Here is a 24,154-nt window from a genome sequence, read left to right as displayed (position 1 = left end):
CCTGGTAAGGGTCCATGGTCGAAGTGATGCGGGTATAACCGGCATCGCCCAACATCTGTTCAAGCAGCCGGACATTGACATCCTGATCATCAACAATCAGGATGCTGGCGTTAAGAATGTCGGGTTTGCTAATCATTACACCTGTCAGTGAACGGCTTTTGAACGATGATGCAAGGTGGTAATGCTGCCGTTATTCCAGAAGATACTCTGTGCGCTAACTCTCATAAGAAAACAGAAAATGATTTCATTAGGAAAGAATATTGACTTCGTTCGGAAGAGGGATGCCCTAGATGGCGCAAGACAATCAGATTTTGCCATGGCGGGCTGCGGGAGGAGCGCTTTGGTCTCCCGGGGAGAATTGCGCAGAGATGGTTCTGCCTGTAAGGTATGACAACAGCTATATTGTAGCAGGGCAACAGCTTAATGTTATGTTGGCTCCAACCATGAGGGTGGCCGGGCCGATATGTGCGCGGATTTTTCTCGAGCGGATGATTGTTACGCGGCCGTGCCAGAATAAGATTTGACCTTGATAAATCCAGCTTGCTATAATAATCCTCCTTCTGACGCGGGGTGGAGCAGTCTGGCAGCTCGTCGGGCTCATAACCCGAAGGTCGTAGGTTCAAATCCTGCCCCCGCAACCATCTTGCTCTTGCTGGGAATAGCCGTATCATGCGGCTTTCCGAGGAAGGTGGATATGTGAGGGAGAGAACTTTCTTTCACAATCCTCTTGATCTTGCCCGACTGAGAATCTTTTATTAGGTTTTCATCAGAACAAGAAGTATCCTGCCATCGTTTGTTTTGATTACCATGCGAATCAAAGGCATATTCAGCGCTGCATGCGTTTGGCATGAGTACAATCTGGTTAATTTATCCTCTCGATAGCTCCGCCGCTTCGGTTCTGTTTTCCTAGCTGTTGCGAGCCTCCATGTCTCGATTTCGGGTGCTGTTTCGGTGCATCCAGGCATTCCGCCCCGATACGTTCAAGTCGATCAGAATAGCATTTGCGGGCGGTTGGGCAGCGATCATAGGAGCATACTTGTTTTCTGATATTTAGATAGTGATGCCTGTTTGCTCCATCAAATTACGTGCGATTCTATGCTGTTCTTGGGGAAAGTTATTCGGCGGCGCGCTTAGCCGCGCAGAAAAGCGCGCATACCAATCAACGAGTTTAGGGCAGTCGGAAGGAATTGGCACATCGTAGAAAGCAATGATGTAATGAAGGGTTGCCATCGCCACGCAATCGGCGATCGTCACCGTGTCTCCAGCGATGAAACCCATCGCGGGGTCGATCATCTTTTCGGCGAGTCTCAGCTTTTGGAAGTATCGTGCCGAGCAGATTTCAGCCATATCTCGGCTTACGCGATTTATACCATGGCTTAGATGGCTGCCGTGCCTCGCCCACAGGCCGAAGAAGGTGAGCGCTTCGTCAAACACGTTGATGAATTCCCGAGTACGCGCTCGCGCCGCCGCTGTTTTACCGCGCATGTCAGGTTCCGGGTGCGTGTCCTCAACATATTCGAGGATCGCCAGCGACTGGCCCACTACCGTGCCATCGTCGTCGACAATTGCTGGCAATGATCCAGCAGGCGTGATGTGTTTTAGGAAATCCGACCGCCCCGTTTTGCCATTCGGCGGCTCCAAATGGATTACTTCGATGTTGGCCAACCCCTTCTCGGAAAGGTAGATGGCCACTCTTTGTGGATAAGGGCCGAAGGGAAAATTGTACAGTTTCATGCCTTAACCTCGTGGAATTACGCCAATATCCTTGACACTTATACTTTCATGTAATATTGTAAGTTACATGAGGAGAGATGGCAAATTATCCCGAGTTCTTCACATTTTATTGCATATGGCAGAGCACAAGGGGCCTGTCACATCTGAAGTTCTCGCCAAGATGCAACACACCAATCCGGTGGTGGTTCGGCAAATCATGGCCGGTCTTCGGAATCAAGGATATGTGCAATCGGTAAAGGGGCATAGCGGCGGTTGGACGCTCGTGTGTGACCTATCAAGGATAACATTGAGCGATATCTATACCGCCTTGGGCAGCCCATCGATCCTCGCGATCGGTAATCGCACCGAAGCACCGGGTTGCCTTGTCGAGCAAACCGTAAATACCGCCCTTGGGCAGGTTTTTAGCGAAGTAGAAGAACTCCTGCTATCGCGCTTAGGCAGCGTAACGCTCGACATGTTGAGCAAAGATCTGCATGCTCGTCTCGTGGCGCGTGGTGCTTCCCATAATCATCAGCAGAGCTCTCATGCGTGCTAAACCATCCGCGGCTTCTGCATTTTCTGATCCTCAGGCCGTCGCTCGTTACGCTGAAGGGCCACCACGCATGGTTCCGGGTTTCCACGATATGCAGCGTTTGACCTCGCTTCTGCTAGAAGAACATGTCCCAGAAAAAGGTCGAGTGCTGGTCGTAGGCGCTGGCGGTGGATTGGAGCTAAAAGCGTACGTCGAGACTCACCCACATTGGACTTTAGATGGCGTTGATCCATCTCCCGAAATGCTGGGGTTGGCGGAGCGAGCCATCGGGCCACTTAAAGCACGCGTGCAATTGCATCAGGGCTATATTGAGGTTTCGCCGGAAGGGCCGTTCGACGGTGCATCGTGCTTGTTGACGATGCATTTTATCGATCGTGCTGAACGGCTGCGCACTCTCCGCGAAATTCATCGTCGGCTTAAGCTCGGCGCACCTTTGGTGTTGGTTCACATGAGTTTTTCACAGGGTGAATGGGAGCGCAAGGTTTGGCTTTCTAGATACGCTGCGTTCGCGGTTTCCTCCGGTATTGACCCAGAAAAGGCGGAAGCTGGCCGCGCGGCTGTTGATGATCGCCTGCATATTCTTAATCCCGAACAAGATGAAGAACTTTTGCGTGAAGCCGGCTTCTCCAAAGTCAGCTTGTTTTACACTGGATTTACATTTCGGGGTTGGGTTGCCTATGCCTGACAGGGCTAAAATGGTTGGTGACAATGGTGGACAGCACTACTTCAGGAACAAACCATTCGAGCAATATAAACCATTCATTTACGGCATTTGAATCGTCGATACCGTTCCACCCGCGACGAACGGGTGATCCGCCAGGATTGCCTGTGCGATTTGATGGAGCGGCTGCCCTATCCTGCTAACCCGTCTTTTAACTATTGACTCGGTAAACAAATAGTATTGAGCGATATTCTTGATAGGAGATTAAAAATGGATCGAGTTTCTGGCGCCATCATGGGTGCGTTGATCGGTGATGCCCTCGGTTTGGGATGCCACTGGTATTATGACCTTGCCGAGTTGCGCAAGGATTACGGTCCGTGGATCGACGGTTATACCACCCCAAGACCGGATCGCTACCACGGCGGAATGAATGCCGGGCAGCTCTCCCAGACGGGTTTGATTTTCGTCATGCTCCTTCGGTCCGTGGCGGAACATGGGGAATACCGCGAAGAGGATTTTACCCGCAGGCTCGATGAAGAGCTGTTTCCCCTGCTGAACGGCACGCCGGAATACGGCCCGGGCGGATATACCAGCCAATCGATACGGGAAGCATATCGCAGACGCGTGGAGCAGGGAAAGACATGGGGTGAGGCAGGGGGACATGCGGATACCACCGAAGCGGCCGAGCGTGCCATCGTGCTGGCGGCGCATTACGCGAACCAGCCGCGAAAAGTTGCCGAGACGGTTTCCGCCAATTGCCTCCTTACGCAAGGCGATGAAGCCATCGTCGCCATGACGACAGCCTACAATGTGATTTTATCCCGATTGATTGCCGGAGAAAAACTGACGCCGGTGGTTTCTGATACACTCATGCAGCTTGTTCAGAGTGGAGAATTGCCATTTCATTCTGTGACAAAAAGCAATCTTGCTCCACCCCGCCCCGGCGATCCCGATCCGCCGCGAGCAGGCCGCTTTTCCTCTCCTGATGCGCTGCTAACACCGCATTATGTCGCTCTAGCCGCGATTGATCCGGATATCCGGATTGAACCCGCCTGGAAAGTATCCATTGTCTATGGTATGCCATGTGCAATTTATCATCAGCTTCCCGCCGCATATTATCTTGCGGCACGCTTTGCGGATGACTTCGAATCCGCAGTACTGCATGCCGTAAACGGCGGGGGTCAGAACATGTCCCGTGCGATGCTGACTGGCGCCCTGGTTGGGGCACAGGTAGGGCTTGAGGGTATTCCCCAACGTTTCCTCGATGGTCTTGAAAACGGAGAGGAATTGCTGGCGCTTGCCAGAAAAATCGGGACGCAATCGTAGCCTAAGGTGTTCCTTACGACTATGGCAGTAGACGCAGGCGCCGACTCCGTGCACAATGACACAATTGACGGATAGCGTAATTCATTTCCGTGACCTTGAATCTTATCAAGTATAATTGATTGAATATTATAGATATTATGTCCAATTGTAGATTTCTGGTTATTACTGGCTGAAACTATATTAACTTTTTATGGCGGGCCTCCCCGCATTGCATAGTAGTGAACCTGGTCAGGTCCGGAAGGAAGCAGCCACAGCTATTTTCTGCAAGTGCCGGGGGTCAGGCTCGCCACCCGTTTTATTTGGACAGGTAGTCAGAGCGGAGCCGGCATTTGCGATGTCGGCTCCGCTCTACCCTTAGGCCATCCGGGGAACGAATTCGAGCTCCCGGCCAGTCTGCAATAAACTTTTCTATCGCTCTCGGTTATCAATTTCCCGCTATCGTGCCGACTCAAGTCCTTGCCCGCAAATGGCGCCCCAGGAGCTTTTCCGAGCTGACCGGACAGGATCATGTGGTCAGGGCGCTTACCAATGCGCTTGAACAAAAAAGGCTGCACCATGCCTACCTGTTTACCGGCACACGCGGCATCGGCAAAACCACGATCGCCCGCATTCTGGCCAAGGCGCTCAACTGCCAGACGGGGATTACATCCACACCTTGCGGCGTATGTTCAGCCTGCATTGAAATTGACAGCGGGCGGTTCGTTGATTTGATCGAGATGGACGCCGCCTCCAATACGCAAGTGGACAAGATGCGGGAATTGCTGGAAAACGCGCTTTATGCCCCCACCAGTGCCCGTTACAAGATTTACATCATTGACGAAGTACACATGCTCTCCAAATCGGCTTTCAATGCCATGTTGAAAACCCTGGAAGAGCCGCCCGAACATGTCAAATTTGTTCTCGCCACGACCGATCCGCAGAAGATTCCTGTTACCGTTCTGTCTCGCTGCCTGCAATTCAACCTGAAACAAATCCCATTACCGCTGATTGCCGCGCATCTCAAGCATGTGCTTGAACAGGAAAAGATAAGCTGCGACGCCACGTCGTTGCAGTTGCTGGCACGGTCGGCGCAGGGCAGCATGCGCGATGCCTTGAGTATTCTGGATCAGGCAATTGCCTTCGGCGAGGGGGCAATCGACGAAGCCGGGGTGCGGGATATGCTGGGCACTATCGATCAGGGCTATTTGTATGACTTGGTGGATGCCTTGTCACGAAAAGATGGCGCCCGGATGCTGGCGGTAGCGGACGCGATGGAAACCCGTAGCTTGTCGTTCGACGCGGCTTTGCAGGATTTGGCGACGCTACTGCATCGCTTTGCCCTGGCACAAATCGTACCTTCGGCTATCGGAGAAGACACCCTCGAGCGTGAGCGGATTTTTGCATTGGCGAACACATTTACACCGGAAGATATCCAGCTGTTCTATCAGATCGTCATACATGGCCGCTCAGATCTCGCCCAGGCGCCGGACGAGTACGCGGGTTTTACCATGACGTTGATGCGGCTGCTGGCTTTCATGCCGGAGGGCATGCCTAAGACTACAGGACCAAAGCATGACAAGGAGATCAAGCGGTCTTCGCCTTCAATCCCAACGGTTGCGAAAATATCGGACACAACAGAAGGATTAGAAACAATAGAAATAGGAGAGGCAACCGGTGCCAAAGAGGAAGCCAATACGGTGAAACCTGCTTCCCCGATAAGTTTATTCGAGGGCGATTGGGCAGCGGTAGTAAATCAGTTAAAGTTGAACGGAATGCCGAAAATGCTGGCTCAGCGTTGTGAAGTGAAGAGTGTTCATGCGAACGAAATAGAGTTTTGCGTACCCGCAGAGCATAAGCACCTGCTTGAAAAAAGGCACCAGGAGAAAATGAGCGTCGCGCTGAGCGAATACCTCGGTAGGCCGGTCCGATTAAAATTCTCGGTCGGGATCGTCACGGGTATGAATCCCGCTGAGCTGGAAAATCTTGAAAAGCAGCAGAAGCAATCACAAGCGATCGCAGCTATCGAAACAGACCCGTTTGTGCGAGAACTGGTGGAGAATTTCGATGCAAAGCTGATCGTCTCTTCGATCAAACCCATTCGATAGCGGAGGTAAAAAAATGATGAAAGGCGGCTTGGGCAATTTTATGAAGCAGGCTCAGCAAATGCAGGAGAACATGAAAAATATGCAGGAGAAGCTGGCCTCGATCGAAGTCGAAGGCCAATCCGGCGCCGGCATGGTCAAGGTGGTGATGACTTGTCGTTATGACGTCAAGCGTGTGGCTATCGACGACAGCCTGATCGGTGACGATAAGGACATGCTCGAAGATCTGATTGCCGCCGCGGTGAACGACGCAGTGCGGCGGGTGGAATCCACCACGCAGGAGAAAATGGCTGGTTTGACTTCCGGAATGGCGCTGCCACCAGGGATGAAATTGCCGTTTTAATTTACGGAAAATAAGATTGTGCCGCTTCATGAAGAAATAGCTGTCATTTCCGTGTTGCAATGCTCCTTGTCTCGTTTTACTTATCATGAAAACGCCAACCAGTCTCGAGGATCTGATCGAATCGTTACGCTGCCTGCCCGGCGTGGGTCCCAGATCGGCGCAACGCATGGCTTATCACCTGTTGCAGCGGGATCATGCCGGCGCACAGAGGCTCGCCAATTCGCTTGCCTATGCGCTGGAACACATCAGGCATTGCGAGAAATGCAACAACTTCACTGAGGAAATTGTATGCGAGTTGTGCCGTTCCGAACGGCGCGATGCCGCATCGTTATGCGTAGTGGAAATGCCGGCCGATCTGCTGATGATGGAGCAGGCGCACTGTTACAAGGGCATGTATTTTGTGCTGATGGGTAGACTTTCACCTTTGGATGGTATCGGTCCCAGGGAAATTCATCTTGACCGGCTGCTGAAGCGGGCCCAGGATGGCTTGGTGCAGGAAGTCATGCTTGCCACCAATTTCACCGTGGAAGGCGAGGCGACTGCCCATTATATCGGTGAGCTTTTGCACGACAAGGGGGTGAAGGTTACCCGGATCGCGCGCGGACTGCCAGTGGGTGGCGAGCTGGAGCACGTGGATAGCGGCACATTGGCGCAGGCGGTGATGGAGCGCAGAGAGATTTAACGGTGGGGCTTGAATATGCTCGAATGTCTATTTTTTATAAGACTGGAAGAAACTTGAAGGGTTCTTAAGGTGCGCTATAGATGAAAACCAGGCCGATCAGGCCGATGAAGAAAAAGGGTTCTGCATCCTCCACTGGCGCTGACGCCAGCTCCATGCCCGCATCGGTATCCGCGCCGGTTACGCACAAGCTCCAAAAAGTGCTGGCACAGGCAGGATTGGGGTCAAGGCGTGAGATGGAGGAGCTGATTGCCGCCGGCGGAGCGACCATTAATGGAAAAGTGGCGGTGATCGGTGATCGGGCCGGGCCCGATGACACCATACGGGTGGGCAAGCGCACCATACACTTCAAGTCCAATGACCGCCTGCCCAGGGTTGTGCTCTACCATAAACCGGAGGGTGAGATAGTCAGCCATGATGATCCCGAAGGCCGGCCATCGGTATTCGCCAAGTTGCCGCAATTGCGATCGTCCAAATGGATATCCATCGGCAGGCTTGACTATAACACCAGCGGGTTGCTGATCTTTACGACCGACGGAGAATTGGCTAACCGGCTAATGCATCCCCGATTTGAAGTCGAACGGGAATATGCGGTACGGATCATGGGGCGCCTGACTCCGGAAGTTGCGGCGCTGCTGACGACAGGCGTGGAACTGGAAGATGGCCTGGCGAAATTCGACCATTTGTCGGACCAAGGCGGCGAGGGATCCAATCATTGGTACCGCGTGATATTGAAGGAGGGCAGGAACCGGGAAGTGCGCCGCATGTTTGAAACGGTGGGAATGACGGTGAGCCGCCTGATGCGGGTGCGCTTTGGCCCCATTAACCTGCCGCCGCGTCTGAAGCGGGGAAAATGGATGGAGTTGGACGAAACCGAGATAAGGCGTCTACTGGCGCTGGTCGCGTAATCCGCGAGAAAACACCATAAGATTCGTCATTCCGGGCTTAGACCCGGAATCCAGTCCAAGCCAACAATAGGGTGTCTCGCATGCCGCCGGAGACCCGCTCCCGCTTGTAACGTCGCTTTATAGCGCTAATCCAGAGTAATCAGTGGGGAAGCTGATCGCGTTTCAGCAGGAACACAAACTCATCGCCGGCACTGGTTTCCAGCCAGGTGAAGGGAGTCTGGCAGAATTCCTGTTCCAGGGCATCACGGTTATGGCCAATTTCGACAACCAGCAAGCCCTGCTCAGTTAAATGGTCAGCGGCTTGGCGCAGTATTGCCCGCGTCGCCTCCAGTCCGTCTTCGCCACTCGTCAGAGCATTACGCGGTTCGTGACGATACTCCTCGGGGAGCGATGTCATCGATTCAGCACTGACATAAGGCGGATTGCTGATAATCAGATCGTAGCGGCGCCCCCGCAATCCCGCGAATAAGTCGGATTGCATGAGATTGACCCTGTGTTCCAGGTTGTAATCCGTTACGTTCTTCTGCGCGACTTGCAGCGCGTCATGTGAAATATCCGTAGCGTCTATGGCGGCATTTCCGAAAGCATGCGCGAGCAACACCGCAAGGCATCCCGATCCGGTACAGAGATCCAGTGCGGCATGGATTTTATCGGGATTTTCTATCCATGGCGCCAGTTGCTCTCGCAGTAGTTCGGCAATGAAGGAGCGCGGTACGATCACGCGCTCATCCACATAAAAACTGAAATCTCCCAGCCAGGCTTCGTTGGTGAGGTAAGCGGCCGGAATCTTTTCTACCGCGCGGCGCTCGATTATGTGCAGTACCTGTTCCAGTTCCGCCGTGGTGAGGCGCGCATCCAGAAAAGGTTCCAGCCGGTCAAGAGGGAGATGGAGGGTGTGGAGAACGAGATAGGCCGCCTCGTCGTAGGCCGAGGCTGAGCCATGACCAAAAAAGAGACCGGCTTCGTTAAAGCGGCTTACCGCGAATCGTAATAAGTCGCGGAGAGTATGGAGCTGGGCCTTGGCTTCGATATACATGAAGACACTATCACTTTCAGATTACCACCATTCAGGTGTCTGCTTATCGATTCGGCGATCAAATAGTACTATGTTAACGGTGACGGCCGGATCAGGCGACATTCTGTAGGCATGCCATTGTCGGTTTGTTGGCGCAGGCCGGATTCCAGGTCAAATCTGGAATGACAAATAAATAGTATTTTCTCGTCGGCATATAGGAGCCTCTGAAGAAATTCAGGAGTATGCCGCCTGGTTTGTCAACCGAGCCACAACTGAGCGCTCCATAGGGGATTTATTCAGAGATTTCTATTATTTCAGCAACAAATGCTCCAGCGTCAGCCGGTAGATTTCAGGCAGCTGTTCCAGATCCTTGACTTCCACATATTCATTGAGTTTGTGAATGGTGGCGTTACGCGGCCCCATTTCCACCACTTGCGGGCAGATATCGGCGATGAACCGCCCATCGGAGGTGCCTCCGGAAGTGGAAAGCTCGGGCTCGATTCCCGTAACGGTTCGGATCGCGTTGCTGATCGCATCCACCAGGCTGCCCCTGGGCGTGAGATAGGGCTTGCCGGAAAACTCCCATCGCAGGTCGTAATCGAAGTCCTGCCGGTTGAGGATCTCATGCACACGGGCTTTTAACGATTCAACCGTGCTGGCGGTGGAAAAACGAAAATTGAACAGCATGGTGACTTCACCGGGGATGACGTTGGTGGCGCCAGTACCGCCATTGATATTGGAAACCTGCCAGGTGGTGGGCGGAAAGTATTCGTTGCCTTCATCCCATTGGGTTTGCGTCAGTTCGGCAATGGCGGGGGCGGCGAGGTGGATGGGATTCTTCGCCAGATGAGGATAAGCGATATGGCCTTGAATGCCCTTCACGGTCAATGTACCGGATAAGGAACCGCGTCTGCCATTCTTGATGGTATCGCCCAAGTCGTTGACACAAGTGGGTTCGCCGACGATGCAATAATCGATCAGCTCCTTGCGCGCTTTGAGCGCTTCAACCACCTTGACGGTACCGTCTATGGCGACACCCTCTTCGTCCGACGTGATGAGCAGCGCAATCGAGCCGCCATGATTGGGGTGCCCGGCTACAAATGCTTCAATCGCGGTCACAAACGCCGCCAGTGATCCCTTCATATCGGCTGCACCTCGACCGTACAGCCTGCCATAGCGGATTTCCGGTTTGAAGGGATCGCTGTCCCATTTGTCGACCGGACCGGTTGGCACCACATCGGTGTGACCGGCAAAGCATAGCAACGGTTTGCTCTTACCGCGGCGAGCCCATAAATTATCCACTTCGCCGCAGCGTATTCTCTCGATGTTGAAGCCGATTTTTTCGAGGCGATTAATCAGAATTTCCTGGCATCCTTCATCGAAGGGCGTTAGCGAGCGGCAGGCGATCAGTGCCTGTGCAAGAGACAGCGTGTCATTTTGCATGGGATATTTTCCTGAGAATCGAGTAACGGTTAAATTCCGCGCAACAGCTCATTGATGCCAGTTTTTGCACGGGTCTTGGCATCCACCTGTTTGACAATGACTGCGCAGTAAAGGCTGTATTTTCCATCTGCGGAGGGCAGATTGCCTGACACCACCACCGATCCCGGCGGAATGCGGCCGTAGCTTGTTTCACCGGTTTCCCGGTTATAAATCTTGGTACTCTGGCCAATATATACGCCCATCGAGATGACCGAGTTTTCTCCCACGATGACGCCCTCGACGACTTCCGAGCGAGCGCCAATGAAGCAGTTATCCTCGATGATGGTCGGATTGGCCTGCACGGGCTCGAGGACCCCGCCTATGCCCACTCCGCCGGACAGGTGCACATTCTTGCCGATCTGGGCGCAGGAGCCCACCGTGGCCCAGGTATCGACCATGGTACCCTCATCCACATAGGCGCCGATGTTGACATAGGATGGCATCAGCACGACGTTGCTGGCGATAAACGCCCCCTTGCGCACGGCGGCGGGCGGCACCACGCGGAACCCGCCATTACGGAAATCCTTGGAGCTGTAGTCGGCGAATTTGGAGGGCACTTTATCGAAATAGTTGGAGAAACCGCCCTTGATGAAGCTATTGTCCTCTATGCGAAAGGAAAGCAGCACCGCTTTCTTGATCCATTGATGCGTGGTCCATTCGCCGTTGATCTTTTCCGCGACCCGCAGCTTGCCACTGTCGAGCATTTCCAGCACCTGGGCAACGGATTCCTTGAGTTTCGCCTCGACATTGCGGGGTGTAATCTCGGCACGGCGTTCGAACGCTTCTTCTATGGTGCTTTGGATTTGGTCCATGGTTTTCCTTTATTTTTTCTGGGGTGTCTGAGATGTTTTTGATGATTCAATTTTTTGGCGCACATGATAGGCAAGACATCAGCATTTTTATGCGGGTGGCCGCTTCGACGCATTCCGCCAGCGGCGCGACCAGGGCGATACGCACGAAATTTTCACCCGGGTTGATTCCATGCGCAGACCGTGCCAGATAACTGCCTGGTAAAACCGTTACATTATAATCGTGATAAAGCTTCCGGGTGAACTCGACATCGCTAATCGGCGTTTTCACCCATAGGTAAAATGCTGCGTCCGGGATGGATACTCGCATGGTATCAGCCAGTAATCCGGCGACTGTCGTGAATTTCTCCCGATACAAGAGACGGTTCTCGATAACATGGGATTCGTCATTCCAGGCCGCCTCACTCGCTGCCTGTATCACGGGATTCATTGCACTGCCATGATAAGTGCGATAGAGCAAAAATTTTTCCAGCACCGCCGCATTTCCTGCCACAAAACCTGAACGCATACCCGGCACATTGGATCTTTTCGACAAGCTGCTGAATACCAGCAGCCGTGGGAAGCCGCTACGACCCAGACGGTGGGCGGCTTCCAGGGCGCCGAGCGGAGGTGCGGTTTCATCGAAATAGATTTCGGAATAGCATTCGTCTGCGGCGATGATGAATCCATGCCGGTCGGAAAGCTCGAATAATTGCCGCCACTCATCTATCGACATCACTCTGCCGGTGGGATTGCCAGGCGAGCAGATATATGCCAATTGCGTACGGGACCAGACGTCATCCGGCAACTGCGTATAGTCGAGCGCGAAATTATTCTCCGGCAGCGTATTTAAAAAATAAGGAGTGGCGCCGGCCAGCAAAGTGGCGCCTTCATATATCTGGTAAAACGGATTCGGGCATACAACCGCCGCGTTTGAAAGCGATGAATCGATCACCGCCTGGGCAGCAGAAAATAGCGCCTCGCGGCTGCCGTTAACGGGAATGATCTCTGTTTCGGGGCTTATCTCGGGCAAGCGATAACGCCGTATCAGCCAGGCGGCAATGCTCGCACGCAGCGATCTGGCTCCAAGGGTTGTGGGATAATGCGCCAGGCCACCCAGGTTGTGCGTCAGGGCTTGGCAAATGAAATCGGGCGTTGGGTGTTTGGGCTCGCCGATATGCAGGTTGATAGGTGCGAAATCCCGGTTGGGTGTAATACCTTCAAACAGCTTGTGGAGCTTCTGGAAGGGATAAGGTTGCAGGCGGTTGAGATTGGGATTCAATTTTATAAGGAGGCAGCCTGCGACCAGGGACGGTCATTTTCAGGATGAAAACTTGATCGAAGCGGAATTATAAAGGGGCGGCGGCTTGCTGACCAAGCAAAATAATCAGAACAAACAAAACCTTTTACCGGTAACAGCGCTACTCGGTGGCGCGATTATCTGGGGGCTGCTCTGGTATCCCTACCGGGTACTGGAACAAGCTGAGATAAGTGGTTCAATCGCAACGGCGATTACGTATTTTATTGCCTTGGTGCTGGGATTGGTGGCGTTCCGGAAAGATTTGCGAATGTCGCATATCGCCGGCGGCGAACCCTATCTGTTGCTGGGGATCGCGTTATTTGCGGGGTGGACCAATCTCGCCTATGTGCTCGGAGTGATCCATGGTGAAGTCATGCGGGTGTTGTTGTTATTTTATCTTGCCCCGCTTTGGACTGTCGTATTTTCGCGCCTTTTGCTGAAAGAGAGATTAAGTCGGCATGGATATCTGGTTATCGTTATTTCGCTGGCCGGTGCGGTAACGATGTTGTGGGAACCAGAAAGCGGTTCCTTGCTGCCTTCAACCTACGGCGACTGGATGGGGTTGTCGGCCGGTTTCATGTTCGCGCTCTTGAATGTGCTGAGCCGCAAGGATCAGTATCACAATGTTCAATCGAAGTCAGTGGCGGTATGGATGGGGGTTGCGTTGACGGGATACATTTACAGCCTGTTTTTGCCCGATCTCGTTCTGAGCAGTATTTCCATGAACTCCTATCTGCTACTGTTGGGATTGGGGATCATCGTGTTTGTGCTGAGCGTGATTGTGCAATATGGTGTTACGCATGTTCCCGCGAATCGGGCCATCGTCATTATGCTGTTTGAATTAGTGGTCGCGGCGGTCGCGGCGTATTTTCTGACTGATGAAGCCATGACACCCAAGAGCTGGATGGGCGGTGCGCTGATTGTTTCAGCCAGTCTGTTTTCCGCACGCATGAATCGGGAGTAACATGATTCATTCCCTATCGCAAGCCTTTATTCCTGGCGGCATCGCCGCCGTGGTTTTGGAGCCCGCAAATCTCAACGGGAGAGGACGAATATGAGCCACCACGTCGTTTTTCTGGAGCGCGACTCGATCAAGGCACAGGTGCGCCGACCGGGTTTCGAGCATATTTACGAAGAATACGCGCACACAACTTTTGATCAAATCGTACCGCGCCTGCGGAATGCGACGGTGGCAATCATCAACAAAATACCGTTGAGCGACGAGACTCTTGCGGAGTTGCCCAGGCTGAAGATGATCGCGGTGACGGCAACCGGGTATGACTGCATCGATATTGCGGCGTGCCGCAGGCGCGGCATCGCGGTGGCGAATATCCGCAACTACGCGAATCATACTGTGCCGGAGCACGTGTTTGCGCTGGTGCTCGCGTTACGCCGGAATTTATTGGCGTACCGGCAGGAGATAGAGCAGGGCACATGGCAGCAATCGGAACAGTTCTGCTTATTCACGCATCCTATCACTGAGTTGTCCGGTTCCACCATGGGTATTATCGGCGAGGGCGCCATCGGGCAGGGCACCGCCGCCATTGCACGTGGCTTCGGCATGAATGTGCTGTTTGCTTACCATCCCTCACCCAAGAAAAAAGAGATGGTGCTTACGCCGTTCGACCAAGTGCTGGCCGAGTCGGACATACTTTCGCTGCACTGTCCGCTGACCCCAACGACGCGAGATCTGATCGGCATCAATGAACTGCGCAAGATGAAGTGCAGCGCACTGCTGATCAATACCGCGCGTGGCGGACTGGTGGATGAGGCAGCGCTGGTTCAGGCACTGGATGAAAATCTTATTGCCGGGGCGGGTTTTGACGTGCTGACTGCCGAACCGCCAAAGAATGGCAATCCGTTGCTCGACCTGCGCCGCCCCAACTTCATTCTGACGCCGCATGTAGCCTGGGCATCGGACGAGGCCATGCAATCTCTGGCAAGTCAGCTGATCGAAAATATCGAGGCCTGGGTGGCTGGCAAGCCGCAGAATCTGGTTACCTGAGCAAGGGCTTGATCCTGCGATTCAGGGTAAAACCACCTGCTTTACCGGCTTTAAACGCTGCCCACGTGTGCGGCGTCCATTCCATAAACGCCCGGTAAGTCCGGTTGACAAGCAAAGAACCCTCCGCTAGTCTCCTACAGTTTGGATAGCCTGGTATGGGGGCAGGGGTAGCCGGTTTACGCCATATATCACCTCAAGCAGGCTGGGACCCTGATCAATTTGTTTATCACTATGTTATATATAAGAGGAGAGCATTATGGAACTTAAAGGATCAAAAACTGAAGAGAATCTGAAAGCGGCTTTTGCCGGAGAATCTCAGGCCAATCGCCGGTATCTCTATTTTGCGGCCAAAGCGGATGTGGAAGGCCAGAACGATGTGGCAGCGGTATTCCGTTCGACCGCTGAAGGTGAAACCGGTCACGCTCATGGCCATCTGGAATATTTGGAAGCCTGTGGGGATCCGGCCACAGGTCTGCCTTTCGGTCCATCGCGCGATAACCTGAAAACAGCCATCGCCGGGGAAACCCACGAATACACCGATATGTATCCGGGTATGGCCAAGTCCGCGCGTGATGAAGGTTTTGATGAAATCGGCGATTGGTTCGAGACGCTGGCCAAGGCTGAGCGCTCCCACGCCAACCGCTTCCAGAAGGCTCTGGATAATCTGGCCGATTAAACAAAAATCATAAAACGGATAGACCGGATGGCATTCGATCCGGTCGGTCCGTTTTATTCTGCAATTTTGTCCGACTTTAATCCCTCATCTATTTTCCACGTGTTGTCATGACCACTCGCGAAGGCAGTCTGGAACCTCCAAAGCGGCATCCGCTCGACTGGGTAAATCCGGATTTTTATGACGAGCCGAAGTTGTTTCAGGAGATGGAGCGCGTCTTTGACATCTGTCATGGCTGCCGCCGTTGCGTAAATCTGTGCACGGCTTTTCCACGATTGTTCGATCTTATCGATGACGGGGCCACCGGCGAACTGGACGGGGTGGAAAAACAGAGCCTCTGGGAGGTGGTGGACCGTTGTTATCTTTGCGATATGTGTTTCATGACGAAGTGCCCCTATGTGCCTCCGCATCCATGGAATATTGATTTTCCACACCTGATGCTGCGAGCCAAAGCGGTCAAGTACAAGAAGGGCGAAACCGGTTTCCGCGACAAGTTGCTTTCCAGTACCGATCTCATGGGCAAGCTGGCAAGCATCCCGGTGGTAGCACAGACCGTAAATGCCGTTAACAGGACGCCTGCCGCACGCAAGCTGATGGATAGCATGCTGGGTATTCATGCCGAACGGGTGCTGCCCGATTACGATAGCCATAAATTTCGTAAGAGCGCCAAAATCGATTCCTCCCATGAAGTCCGCAACGGTGCCAGAACATCGGGAAAGGTAGCGATTTATGCCACTTGCTACGTGAATTATAATGAACCTGGGATTGGCCATGATTTATTGAAAATACTCAAGCACAACGAAATTCCGGCATGCCTGGTGGAAAAAGAGGCATGTTGCGGCATGCCAAAGCTGGAACTGGGTGATCTGGATGCGGTGAATGAGCTGAAGAAAGTAAACATTCCTTATCTGGTGAAACTGGCGAAAGAAGGTTATGCGATCCTCACAGCCGTGCCTTCGTGCGCTCTGATGTATAAGCAGGAATTGCCGCTCATGTTTCCCCAGGATGGCGACGTACAAGCGGTAGCGGCGGCCATGTTCGATCCGTTCGAGTATCTGATGCTGCGGAGCCGGGACGGTCTGTTGAAAACAGATTTCAAGCAGCCCCTGGGGAATGTTTCCTACCATATTCCCTGCCATTTGCGGGTGCAGAATGTCGGACAGAAAACCAAGGACATGCTGCAAATGATTCCCGGAACCAAGGTGAGCGTGGTGGAACGTTGTTCCGGTCATGACGGCACATGGGGAGTCAAGAGCGAGCATTTCGCCGATTCCATGAAGATCGGCAAGCCGGTGTTCAAGCAAATGGCTGCGCCCGGCCCCGACTACATAAGTTCCGACTGTGCCATCGCCGGGCGTCATATTCAGCAGGGTATGGGCGAGAACAAGGCGCAGAAACAGCATCCACTGACACTGCTCCGGATCGCTTATGGACTCTGACAGGTGAGCGGCTCAGCTGTGGACGCCGTGCTTACCTATAGCCGGTCTCATTATTCCAACTTGGAACTATCTATCAATCATGCCTCAGATTACTCGCGATAGCCTGATGACACTGGAAGCCTATGCCAAAGCGCGGAAGGAATTCCGCGCCAGGGTGATGGCACACAAAAAAAACCGCAAAGTTCATCTGGGCGAAAATGTAACGCTCATTTTCGAGGATGAATTGACCATACGGTATCAGATTCAGGAAATGCTGCGGGTAGAGAAGATTTTTGAGGAAGAGGGCATACTCGACGAATTGGACGCATATGGACCCCTCGTTCCCGATGGCGGCAACTGGAAAGCCACCATGATGATCGAATATCCGGATCCGCTCGAGCGCGCTGCCAGACTGGCGGAATTGACTGGCATCGAAGATAGGGTATGGGTAAGGGTACATGATCTTGACTTGGTTTACGCCATCGCCGATGAAGATCTCGAGCGGGAAAACGCGGAAAAAACCTCCTCAGTGCATTTTTTGCGTTTTGAGCTGGGCACGGGCATGATAAAGGCATTGCATCAGGGTGCCCCCTTGAGCATGGGCATCGACCATTCCGCGTATGAGGTTCCCGCTCAGCCGGTAACAGGGGCGGTGCGCGACGCCTTAATCGACGATTTGACCGCGGACTGACTGCACAATGAAAAAATTCCTGGTTCTGCTATGCGCCCTGCCGATTGCGGCTTACGCCCAGCAAAATAAATTCGAGTACGAATTTGATCATGAAAGACCTTGGGTTGAGCTGCAGACCCAGTTGCCGGATTACCCCAAGCCGGAAAATATGCTGCAATTTGATGCCGGACCAGCCAGCACCAATTCCCATTTCGTCGATGCCTCATCCATTGCGGTAGGGGAAGATGGCGTCGTGCGCTATAGTCTTGTAGTCAAGTCACCTTCAGGGGCGATGAACGTGAGTTACGAGGGAATACGCTGCCAGACTGCAGAAAAAAGGACTTATGCCTACGGGCGCAGTGACGATACCTGGTCCCGGGCGAGGCTGTCCAAATGGGCCGACCTGGAAAATGTTGCCCAGAATTACGCTCAGCGGACACTTTACCGGTATTACTTCTGCCCCCTCGGGATCCATATGGTTAAAGATGCGGAGGAGGCCATCGGCGCATTGAAAGCCGGGATCCACCCACGTGCCGTACGTTACTGAGTAACCTATCACGCGGCCCAGCTATCAAAGGCACAAAGTGCGCTATCCCTGGGGGCTATCCGTCATATGCCGGCAGTATTTTTGCAGATTTTCCGGCAGGTCGTCAGGGCAGACGCCGCACTGCCGGTTTCCCGGCACGGCATAATCCATAAACGTCGGGTATGGCAAATTGAGGTTTGCCATGATTTCCCTGAATTCTTCCAAAGTACGGTGAATTCCCAGCCGGGGGTTGCGTTTTTTCTCCTGCGCGATGGAAGAAACCCGCCGGTCATTATAGTCATGGGCCGGATATACCAGACAGTCATCCGGTAACGAAAACAGTTTTTCCTGCACGCTTCTATATAGCGTGTCCGCGTCACCATTCTGAAAATCGGTACGCCCGCACCCTTCGATCAGGAGCGCATCGCCGGTAAAGACCCTGTCACCGCATCAATAGGCAAAGTGCCCGTCGGTATGTCCAGGCGTATGTAACGGTTGCAATGTAATACTTCCTACCTGCAACGATTTGCCTTCTTCGATGCCAAAATCTGTGCAGGGTAGCCGGTCGAAAGCCGGCACGGCGATTTTACTGCCTACCTGCTTTTTCAGTTCAAGTGCGGCGGTGATATGGTCCGCGTGGATATGCGTTTCAACGCTATAGGCCAAACGCAGGCCGAGGTGGCTGAGTGCAGCGAGATCACGATCCATGGACACAATTACCGGATCAATCAGTACGGCTTGTCCGGTTTCCTCGCAGCCGAGCAAGTATGTGCACGTACTGGACAGAGGCTCGAACAGCTGGCGGAATATCATGGTGTTCAGGCTAGACCGAATCGATCAACACCCTCATCTTGATCGCTCGTAGAGGATCTTCGAACGAATTCCCAGCCGGCAGTAGCCAACGGTTGGAGCAGGCAATTTGGCGATTATCGTCTTGAAATCGGCAACATTCGTATCGTTTATTTGTCCGGGAACGACAGGCAGGTAGGCAAATTCCAGCCCCAGTTTTTTTGCCGTCTCTTCAAGAAGATGGTGGTCCGGATGAGCGCCGCCATCCTCGCTATCGGGGCGGTTGCAAATGACGCTTTTGAAACCGGCCGCTTTGATGTCAGGCAAATCTTCCGTGTTGATTTGCGGGCTGGTCGAGAAGTTGGCGTCAAGTGTAGTGAGCGGTTTCATAAGTCATCCTTCAAATGGGTTTGATTCATACTATAGCAGAACCAGATTATCCCTATGAATAAGTTCCGGTTCGCCCACGTATCCCAAAATGGTTTCAATTTCGCTGCTGGTCCGGCGCAGGATTCTCCGTGTTTCAGCCGCGTTATAGTTAACAAGCCCTCGGGCAATTTCCCTGCCCGCCGGATCAAGACAGCCGACCACCTCGCCACGCTCGAAATTCCCATGGACATCTGTCACACCTATCGATAAAAGACTTTTGCCGCTAGCCGTGAGTGCTTTTACCGCTCCTTCGTCCAGCACGACGTTGCCACGCATTTGCAGGTGATCGGCGAGCCATTGCTTGCGCGCCGCCAATGTCATGGTTTCCGCCAGCAGTTGCGTGCCAATGGTTTTTCCCTCGGCAAGAAGAAGCAGGACGCCGCTTTCGTGCCCCGACGCAATGACGGTGTGGGCGCCGCTGCGTGCCGCACGTTTTGCAGCGATTACCTTGGTCAGCATGCCCCCGCGGCCTATGGCGCTGCCAGCGCCGCCGGCCATCGCCTCGATTGCCGGGTCTCCGGCGCGGGCCTCCTCTACCAGCGTGGCCCTTGCATCCTTGCGCGGGTCGGCAGTGAATAATCCGCCCTGATCGGTAAGAATCACCAGCACGTCGGCCTCGATCAGGTTGGTAACCAGCGCGGCGAGTGTGTCATTGTCGCCGAAGCGAATTTCGTCGGTCGCCACCGTATCGTTTTCGTTGATGACGGGAATGACGTTCAAGCTCAGTAACGTAATCAGAGTCGAGCGGGCATTCAGGTAGCGCTTGCGGTCCGACAAGTCTTCATGGGTAAGCAGCACTTGCGCGGCATGCATTTCATGGGCACGAAAACAGGATTCATATGCCTGTACCAGGCCCATTTGTCCGACAGCGGCGGCGGCCTGCAACTCGTGCAGCGCGCGAGGGCGTTTCTTCCAGTTCAGACGCTGCATCCCTTCCGCAATCGCCCCGGAAGAAACCAGCACAACCTCCTTGCCCATTTCTTTGAGCTTGGCGATCTGCTCCGCCCAGCGCGCGAGCGCGGCATGGTCGAGCCCCTGTCCTTGATTGGTGACCAGGCTGCTGCCGACTTTAACAACGATGCGCCGCGATTGTTTTACGATGGATTGCATGCCTGTTTTTTTTCGCGGAGACGTGTTAATTTCCTGCGACCTTGGATTCTTGCTTCCCTGGTTGCTCAGGCACGAAACATCGAATGACGATAAGGGCTGTGTGGAAGAATCAAATAGTATAATCGTTGCACAGCGCTTTATAAAGATAACGTTAGGGCCTGTTAACACTTATTTCGCACCCGCGTTGCTACACAAAAAACGCGGAGGCAAGGCGCGAAGTGCAGGCCATAGTATGCCTATGGCCAAGCTTCGTAACGCGGTATCCGCGTTTTTTGGGCGCAACCCGAAGGGACGGGGACGGATTTTATCCAGCCCTTCGTTACTCGCCGCTTACGGAGGCCTGCTCCGTTGCGCGACTCACGCCTCGTCCTGGATGAAATCCGTCCCCGTCGCGGGTGCAAAATAAGTGTTAACAGGCCCTAACATACCGGTCAAGCGAATTTGCCGGCGAACAGTCCGTCACGCGGGTATGAAACGTGGATTTCGCCGGCTGACCAGGCAGCCTGGTAATCAGGATTTCTCTACAATGGCATAACAGACCGGAGTCAGTATCAGGCTGGCGGTCATGCCGATCATCAGGCCAACCGTCAAAGAGAGCGTCATCGGGACCAGAAACTGGGCCTGTTCGCTGGTTTCCAGCAGGATGGGGAGAAAACCGACGAAGTTGGTCAGGAAGGCCAGCAGAATCGGACGAAAACGCGCTGTACAAGCTTCGAGAATGAGTTTCGCCGTGGGTTCATCGGAATCCCCTTTCTTGTGAACATAGTCCAGCAGGACCAGACTGTCATTCACCACCACGCCGCTTGCGGCTATCATGCCGACCAGCGATTCCATGGACACCGTGAAGCCAAGCAGCCAGTGCGCCCACACCGCGCCGCTCCAGGCGACGGGAGCCCCGAGCAGAAAGATGAGTGGCTTCACATAAGATTGGAACGGAATTGCAATCAAGGCGTAAATGATGGTCAAAGCAATCGCTGTCAGGAATAACAGCGTCTGGGCGGTTTCCTCCTGCTCCTGGCGCTCTTCACCGATGTTGATATCCAATCCAGGGAACTGTTGTTTTAATTGCAATATTTCTTCCGCCGCCAAGCCGGTGTGGACGGCGTTGACGTCTGTCACTTCCGGATCGATCTGGGCTTGAATTTTCAAGATGCGCTGTCGATCCTGGCGGATCAGCAAGGACTGACCGGCGACCACGTCGATCTCCGCCAATGTGCCCAAAGGAGCTTGCGCTCCATTTGGCAGCCGTATGGGAAGACTTTGCATATCATGCAGAGATTCTCTCTCGCTGCGAGGCAGACGTACTACCACTTTGACCTCGTTGCGCCCCCTTTGGAGCCGATGCACCTCATCGCCGTGATACGCATGTCGCATTTGTTCCGCGACCTCTTCCAACCGAAGCCCAAGGTGCTCAGCCTCCGGTTTCAGGCGTAGGCGAACTTCTGGCTTACCTGGTTCGGCGGAATCCACAACATCGTACACGCCGGGATATCCTGCCAGTTTCTGTTTGAATTGAGCAGCCGCCACAGCGAGAGTCGCCGGATCAGGATGCCCCAAATCAAATTCAATATCGTAGGGAAGATCGCCTTCCTTATAAAGGAACTCAATCTTGGCGCGGCCTATGTCGCCAATGCGTTTGCGCCATTCGCGGATGAAATCCTCCACAACAATATGCTTTCGTCCCGCGGGCGATAATTCGGTCCAGAAACCAGCCTCATGCTCCGTGATGATCGTTTCAACGCCGACAATTACGCTTTCCTGCATATCAGGGTCATGAATTCTGGCTTCTTTGTCCAGTTCGCTTTGAACTTCCATTAATGCACGTTCCACCTTTTCCGCGATCCGGCGGGTTTCACTATAGGGAAGATCTTTGGGCAATTTCAGTACGACCCAGAAGCTGTCCTTTGTTACGTCAGCTTGTAAAGAAAGCCGTACATAACCTCCCGCCACGAGTGCGGCGGCCAACATGATCAGGACGGCGAATGTCGCGACAGTGAGGTATCGCCAGGCGAGGGCTTTTTTCAGCAATGGTTCATAAACTCGATAGATAAAACGCTGCAAACCTTGATTCAGGGCTCTCCGCACCCGCACCAGAGGGGCGTACGATACATTCGATTTGGAGGGGACTGCGAGATGGGAAGGTAAAATCAGCAGAGCTTCAATGAGTGAAAACACCAAAGTGAGGATCATCACCACACAAATTGGTTTCATCATCTGACCCGCCCAGCCCGGCAAAAATAAACCGGGCAGAAAGGCCACAAGGACGATCATGACTGCCACGATAACCGGCAGTGAAACCTCGCGAGCCCCGGATATGGCGGCTTCCAGATATGCCAGATTTCTCATGGCTCCTGCCATGAGCGGCTGTCCGCCACCTGACCCTGGTGAACCGCTGGCATCCGCCGTCTCTTGCTTGGCGTATATGGATTCACCTATGATGATAGCATCATCCACCAGAATTCCCATGGCTAGAAGAAAGCCGAACAGGGATAACATATTAAGCGATACGTCCAGCGCCGGCATCAGCCAGAAAGCGCCAAAAATTGAAGTAAGTATCCCTATTCCCGCCCAGATCGCCACTTTAAGCTGGAGGAATAAGGTGAGTATCAGGCAAACCAGGACAAAGCCGGTTAGGCCATCCTCAAGCAATGTTCCGATTCGCTCCTCGTAGGCTTGCGAGTCATCCCACCAGGTAATCAGTCCCACCCCTTGCGGCAGCTGAGTTTTCATTTCCGCCACATAGGCTTTAACCCGGCGCGCTACCGCAACGGAATCCTTCTCAGCATGGATCTCCCAACCTTGCGCCGTTTCTCCGTTGTGATGCCATTCCGACAGGCGCTCCTCCAGACCATCCTTGACTACCGCGACATCGCGAAGCAGCACGCGACTGCCATCCGAATTGGTTCGCACCACCAGATTTCCGACCGAGATCTCATCCTGGGCTTTACCTTTGACCCGAAGTAATAGTTCGCCCATCGGATTTTTTATCACGCCGCCGGGCAAGTCCACCGAAGCACGTCGAATGGTTTCGGTTACCTCATTCAGTGATACGCGGAACTGACGTAGCCGCTCGGAAGACACCTCGATAGCGATTTCGTAAGGCAGATCGTAATAGTTGTGCGCGCGAGTCACGCCGGGTATCTGTGACAGATCGCCTTGAATGCGATCGCTTAGGCGCTTGAGCGTAAGCGCATCCGTGGGGCCGTGTAACGCAACCCAGATAACGCCATCGTCGCCGATGCGGTTGCCGGGCAGCACCTCAATTTTTTCCAGTCCTTTCGGCAGGCGCTGTATGGCTTGTACCCGTCCCTGCACCGCATTCATTACCTGATTTCTATCATAGTTCGGCAAGACCATTACCTTGACGAGGCACTCCCCTTCGATGATCGCCGTCTTAAGCTGTTTTACCCCCGATAAACTGTAGATTGCTTCTTCGATGCGTATACAAACCGATTCTTCGAGTTCCAGCGGTCCAGCGCCGGGATAGACCGCCCGAACTTCGATTTGATGAGGCATAAACCGCGGAAACACCTCCTTGTCCATCAGAAGTAGACTGCCAGCGCCACCGAAGAGAATCAGCAGCATCAGCAAATTGGCGGCAATGGGATTGGCAGCAAACCATGCGATCAAGCCGGAGGGGAGTGAAGCAGCGAGCATCGGTCTCACTTGAATCTTTCCCTAACTG

At 53.5% G+C, this 24,154-nt stretch carries 21 protein-coding genes, 1 tRNA gene, 1 other RNA gene and 1 pseudogene; 15 read left to right on the top strand and 9 right to left on the bottom strand.

The window, feature by feature from the left end; genetic code table 11:
* Positions 1-564 precede the first annotated feature (564 nt).
* Positions 565-641, top strand: a tRNA-Met gene (locus tag SQ11_RS14975).
* A 409-nt stretch (positions 642-1,050) separates the two neighbouring features.
* On the opposite strand, the gene SQ11_RS16600 is transcribed toward SQ11_RS14975, so the two are convergent.
* Complete coding sequence (locus SQ11_RS16600; RefSeq protein ID WP_052494297.1) at positions 1,051-1,734, bottom strand: glutathione S-transferase family protein; 684 nt, start codon at positions 1,732-1,734, stop codon at positions 1,051-1,053.
* Between the two features lie 67 nt (positions 1,735-1,801).
* On the opposite strand from SQ11_RS16600, the gene SQ11_RS14965 reads away from it, so the two are divergent.
* The 8 genes from SQ11_RS14965 (at position 1,802) to rluB (ending at position 8,264) form a co-directional block, all read left to right on the top strand.
* Positions 1,802-2,269: an Rrf2 family transcriptional regulator gene (locus SQ11_RS14965; RefSeq protein WP_041514996.1), complete on the top strand. Its 468-nt coding sequence runs from the start codon at positions 1,802-1,804 to the stop codon at positions 2,267-2,269.
* Positions 2,259-2,951 carry a class I SAM-dependent methyltransferase gene (locus SQ11_RS14960; protein WP_041514995.1) on the top strand — a complete coding sequence of 231 codons (693 nt, stop codon included), beginning with the start codon at positions 2,259-2,261 and terminating at the stop codon, positions 2,949-2,951. Before SQ11_RS14965 ends, SQ11_RS14960 begins: the two co-directional genes overlap by 11 nt.
* 246 nt (positions 2,952-3,197) lie before the next feature.
* Positions 3,198-4,253, top strand: coding sequence for an ADP-ribosylglycohydrolase family protein (locus tag SQ11_RS14955; protein WP_041514994.1), 1,056 nt, complete (start codon positions 3,198-3,200; stop codon positions 4,251-4,253).
* 192 nt (positions 4,254-4,445) lie between these two features.
* Positions 4,446-4,544: signal recognition particle sRNA small type (gene ffs, locus SQ11_RS16950), an RNA gene on the top strand.
* Positions 4,545-4,690: 146 nt separating this feature from the next.
* Entirely contained in the window at positions 4,691-6,337 is a 1,647-nt protein-coding gene (dnaX, locus tag SQ11_RS14950) for a DNA polymerase III subunit gamma/tau (RefSeq protein WP_156972526.1), read from the top strand.
* Positions 6,338-6,353: 16 nt separating this feature from the next.
* Complete coding sequence (locus SQ11_RS14945) at positions 6,354-6,677, top strand: YbaB/EbfC family nucleoid-associated protein (protein WP_175443936.1); 324 nt, start codon at positions 6,354-6,356, stop codon at positions 6,675-6,677.
* Positions 6,678-6,762: 85 nt separating this feature from the next.
* Positions 6,763-7,359, top strand: coding sequence for a recombination mediator RecR (gene recR / locus SQ11_RS14940; RefSeq protein WP_041514991.1), 597 nt, complete (start codon positions 6,763-6,765; stop codon positions 7,357-7,359).
* A gap of 80 nt (positions 7,360-7,439) precedes the next feature.
* A complete protein-coding gene (gene rluB, locus SQ11_RS14935; protein ID WP_041514990.1) occupies positions 7,440-8,264 on the top strand; it encodes a 23S rRNA pseudouridine(2605) synthase RluB in 825 nt (274 codons plus the stop codon).
* 139 nt (positions 8,265-8,403) lie between these two features.
* Here the strand turns inward: rluB and prmB are convergent, their stop codons facing one another.
* From prmB to dapC, 4 genes are all read right to left on the bottom strand, one after another.
* Positions 8,404-9,300 carry a 50S ribosomal protein L3 N(5)-glutamine methyltransferase gene (gene prmB / locus SQ11_RS14930; protein WP_041514989.1) on the bottom strand — a complete coding sequence of 299 codons (897 nt, stop codon included), beginning with the start codon at positions 9,298-9,300 and terminating at the stop codon, positions 8,404-8,406.
* A 288-nt stretch (positions 9,301-9,588) separates the two neighbouring features.
* On the bottom strand, positions 9,589-10,722 hold the full coding sequence (dapE, locus tag SQ11_RS14925; protein WP_041514988.1) for a succinyl-diaminopimelate desuccinylase: 1,134 nt from the start codon (positions 10,720-10,722) through the stop codon (positions 9,589-9,591).
* 29 nt (positions 10,723-10,751) lie between these two features.
* Entirely contained in the window at positions 10,752-11,573 is an 822-nt protein-coding gene (gene dapD / locus SQ11_RS14920; RefSeq protein WP_041514987.1) for a 2,3,4,5-tetrahydropyridine-2,6-dicarboxylate N-succinyltransferase, read from the bottom strand.
* A gap of 46 nt (positions 11,574-11,619) precedes the next feature.
* Positions 11,620-12,831 (bottom strand): succinyldiaminopimelate transaminase, encoded by a 1,212-nt coding sequence (dapC, locus tag SQ11_RS14915; protein WP_041514986.1) that lies wholly within the window; start codon positions 12,829-12,831, stop codon positions 11,620-11,622.
* Positions 12,832-12,916: 85 nt separating this feature from the next.
* On the opposite strand from dapC, the gene SQ11_RS14910 reads away from it, so the two are divergent.
* The 6 genes from SQ11_RS14910 (at position 12,917) to SQ11_RS14885 (ending at position 18,162) form a co-directional block, all read left to right on the top strand.
* Complete coding sequence (locus SQ11_RS14910; RefSeq protein WP_041514985.1) at positions 12,917-13,813, top strand: DMT family transporter; 897 nt, start codon at positions 12,917-12,919, stop codon at positions 13,811-13,813.
* Positions 13,814-13,903: 90 nt separating this feature from the next.
* Complete coding sequence (locus SQ11_RS14905; protein WP_041514984.1) at positions 13,904-14,854, top strand: D-2-hydroxyacid dehydrogenase; 951 nt, start codon at positions 13,904-13,906, stop codon at positions 14,852-14,854.
* A 256-nt stretch (positions 14,855-15,110) separates the two neighbouring features.
* Positions 15,111-15,530: a rubrerythrin family protein gene (locus SQ11_RS14900; protein WP_041514983.1), complete on the top strand. Its 420-nt coding sequence runs from the start codon at positions 15,111-15,113 to the stop codon at positions 15,528-15,530.
* A gap of 107 nt (positions 15,531-15,637) precedes the next feature.
* Positions 15,638-16,966, top strand: a complete 1,329-nt coding sequence (locus SQ11_RS14895) for a heterodisulfide reductase-related iron-sulfur binding cluster (RefSeq protein WP_041514982.1) — start codon at positions 15,638-15,640, stop codon at positions 16,964-16,966.
* Between the two features lie 79 nt (positions 16,967-17,045).
* Positions 17,046-17,636, top strand: coding sequence for a DUF3501 family protein (locus SQ11_RS14890; RefSeq protein WP_041514981.1), 591 nt, complete (start codon positions 17,046-17,048; stop codon positions 17,634-17,636).
* A 7-nt stretch (positions 17,637-17,643) separates the two neighbouring features.
* Positions 17,644-18,162: a CNP1-like family protein gene (locus tag SQ11_RS14885; RefSeq protein WP_041514980.1), complete on the top strand. Its 519-nt coding sequence runs from the start codon at positions 17,644-17,646 to the stop codon at positions 18,160-18,162.
* A gap of 42 nt (positions 18,163-18,204) precedes the next feature.
* Here SQ11_RS14885 and SQ11_RS18285 read toward each other — a convergent pair.
* The 4 genes and pseudogenes from SQ11_RS18285 to SQ11_RS14860 all read right to left on the bottom strand — a co-directional run bounded on the left by SQ11_RS18285 (position 18,205) and on the right by SQ11_RS14860 (position 24,126).
* A pseudogene (locus SQ11_RS18285) lies at positions 18,205-18,954 on the bottom strand (MBL fold metallo-hydrolase).
* Positions 18,955-18,987: 33 nt separating this feature from the next.
* Entirely contained in the window at positions 18,988-19,320 is a 333-nt protein-coding gene (locus SQ11_RS14875) for a sulfur transferase domain-containing protein (protein ID WP_041514979.1), read from the bottom strand.
* A gap of 30 nt (positions 19,321-19,350) precedes the next feature.
* Entirely contained in the window at positions 19,351-20,469 is a 1,119-nt protein-coding gene (gene proB, locus SQ11_RS14870) for a glutamate 5-kinase (protein ID WP_041514978.1), read from the bottom strand.
* A gap of 510 nt (positions 20,470-20,979) precedes the next feature.
* Positions 20,980-24,126 (bottom strand): efflux RND transporter permease subunit, encoded by a 3,147-nt coding sequence (locus SQ11_RS14860; protein WP_041514976.1) that lies wholly within the window; start codon positions 24,124-24,126, stop codon positions 20,980-20,982.
* Between the last annotated feature and the right edge of the window lie 28 nt (positions 24,127-24,154).

Source organism: Nitrosospira sp. NpAV (assembly GCF_000832065.1).
Classification (GTDB): Bacteria; Pseudomonadota; Gammaproteobacteria; order Burkholderiales; family Nitrosomonadaceae; genus Nitrosospira.
The sequence above is the reverse complement of the archived record's forward strand: the minus strand, read 5'-3'. Positions and strand labels throughout refer to the sequence as shown.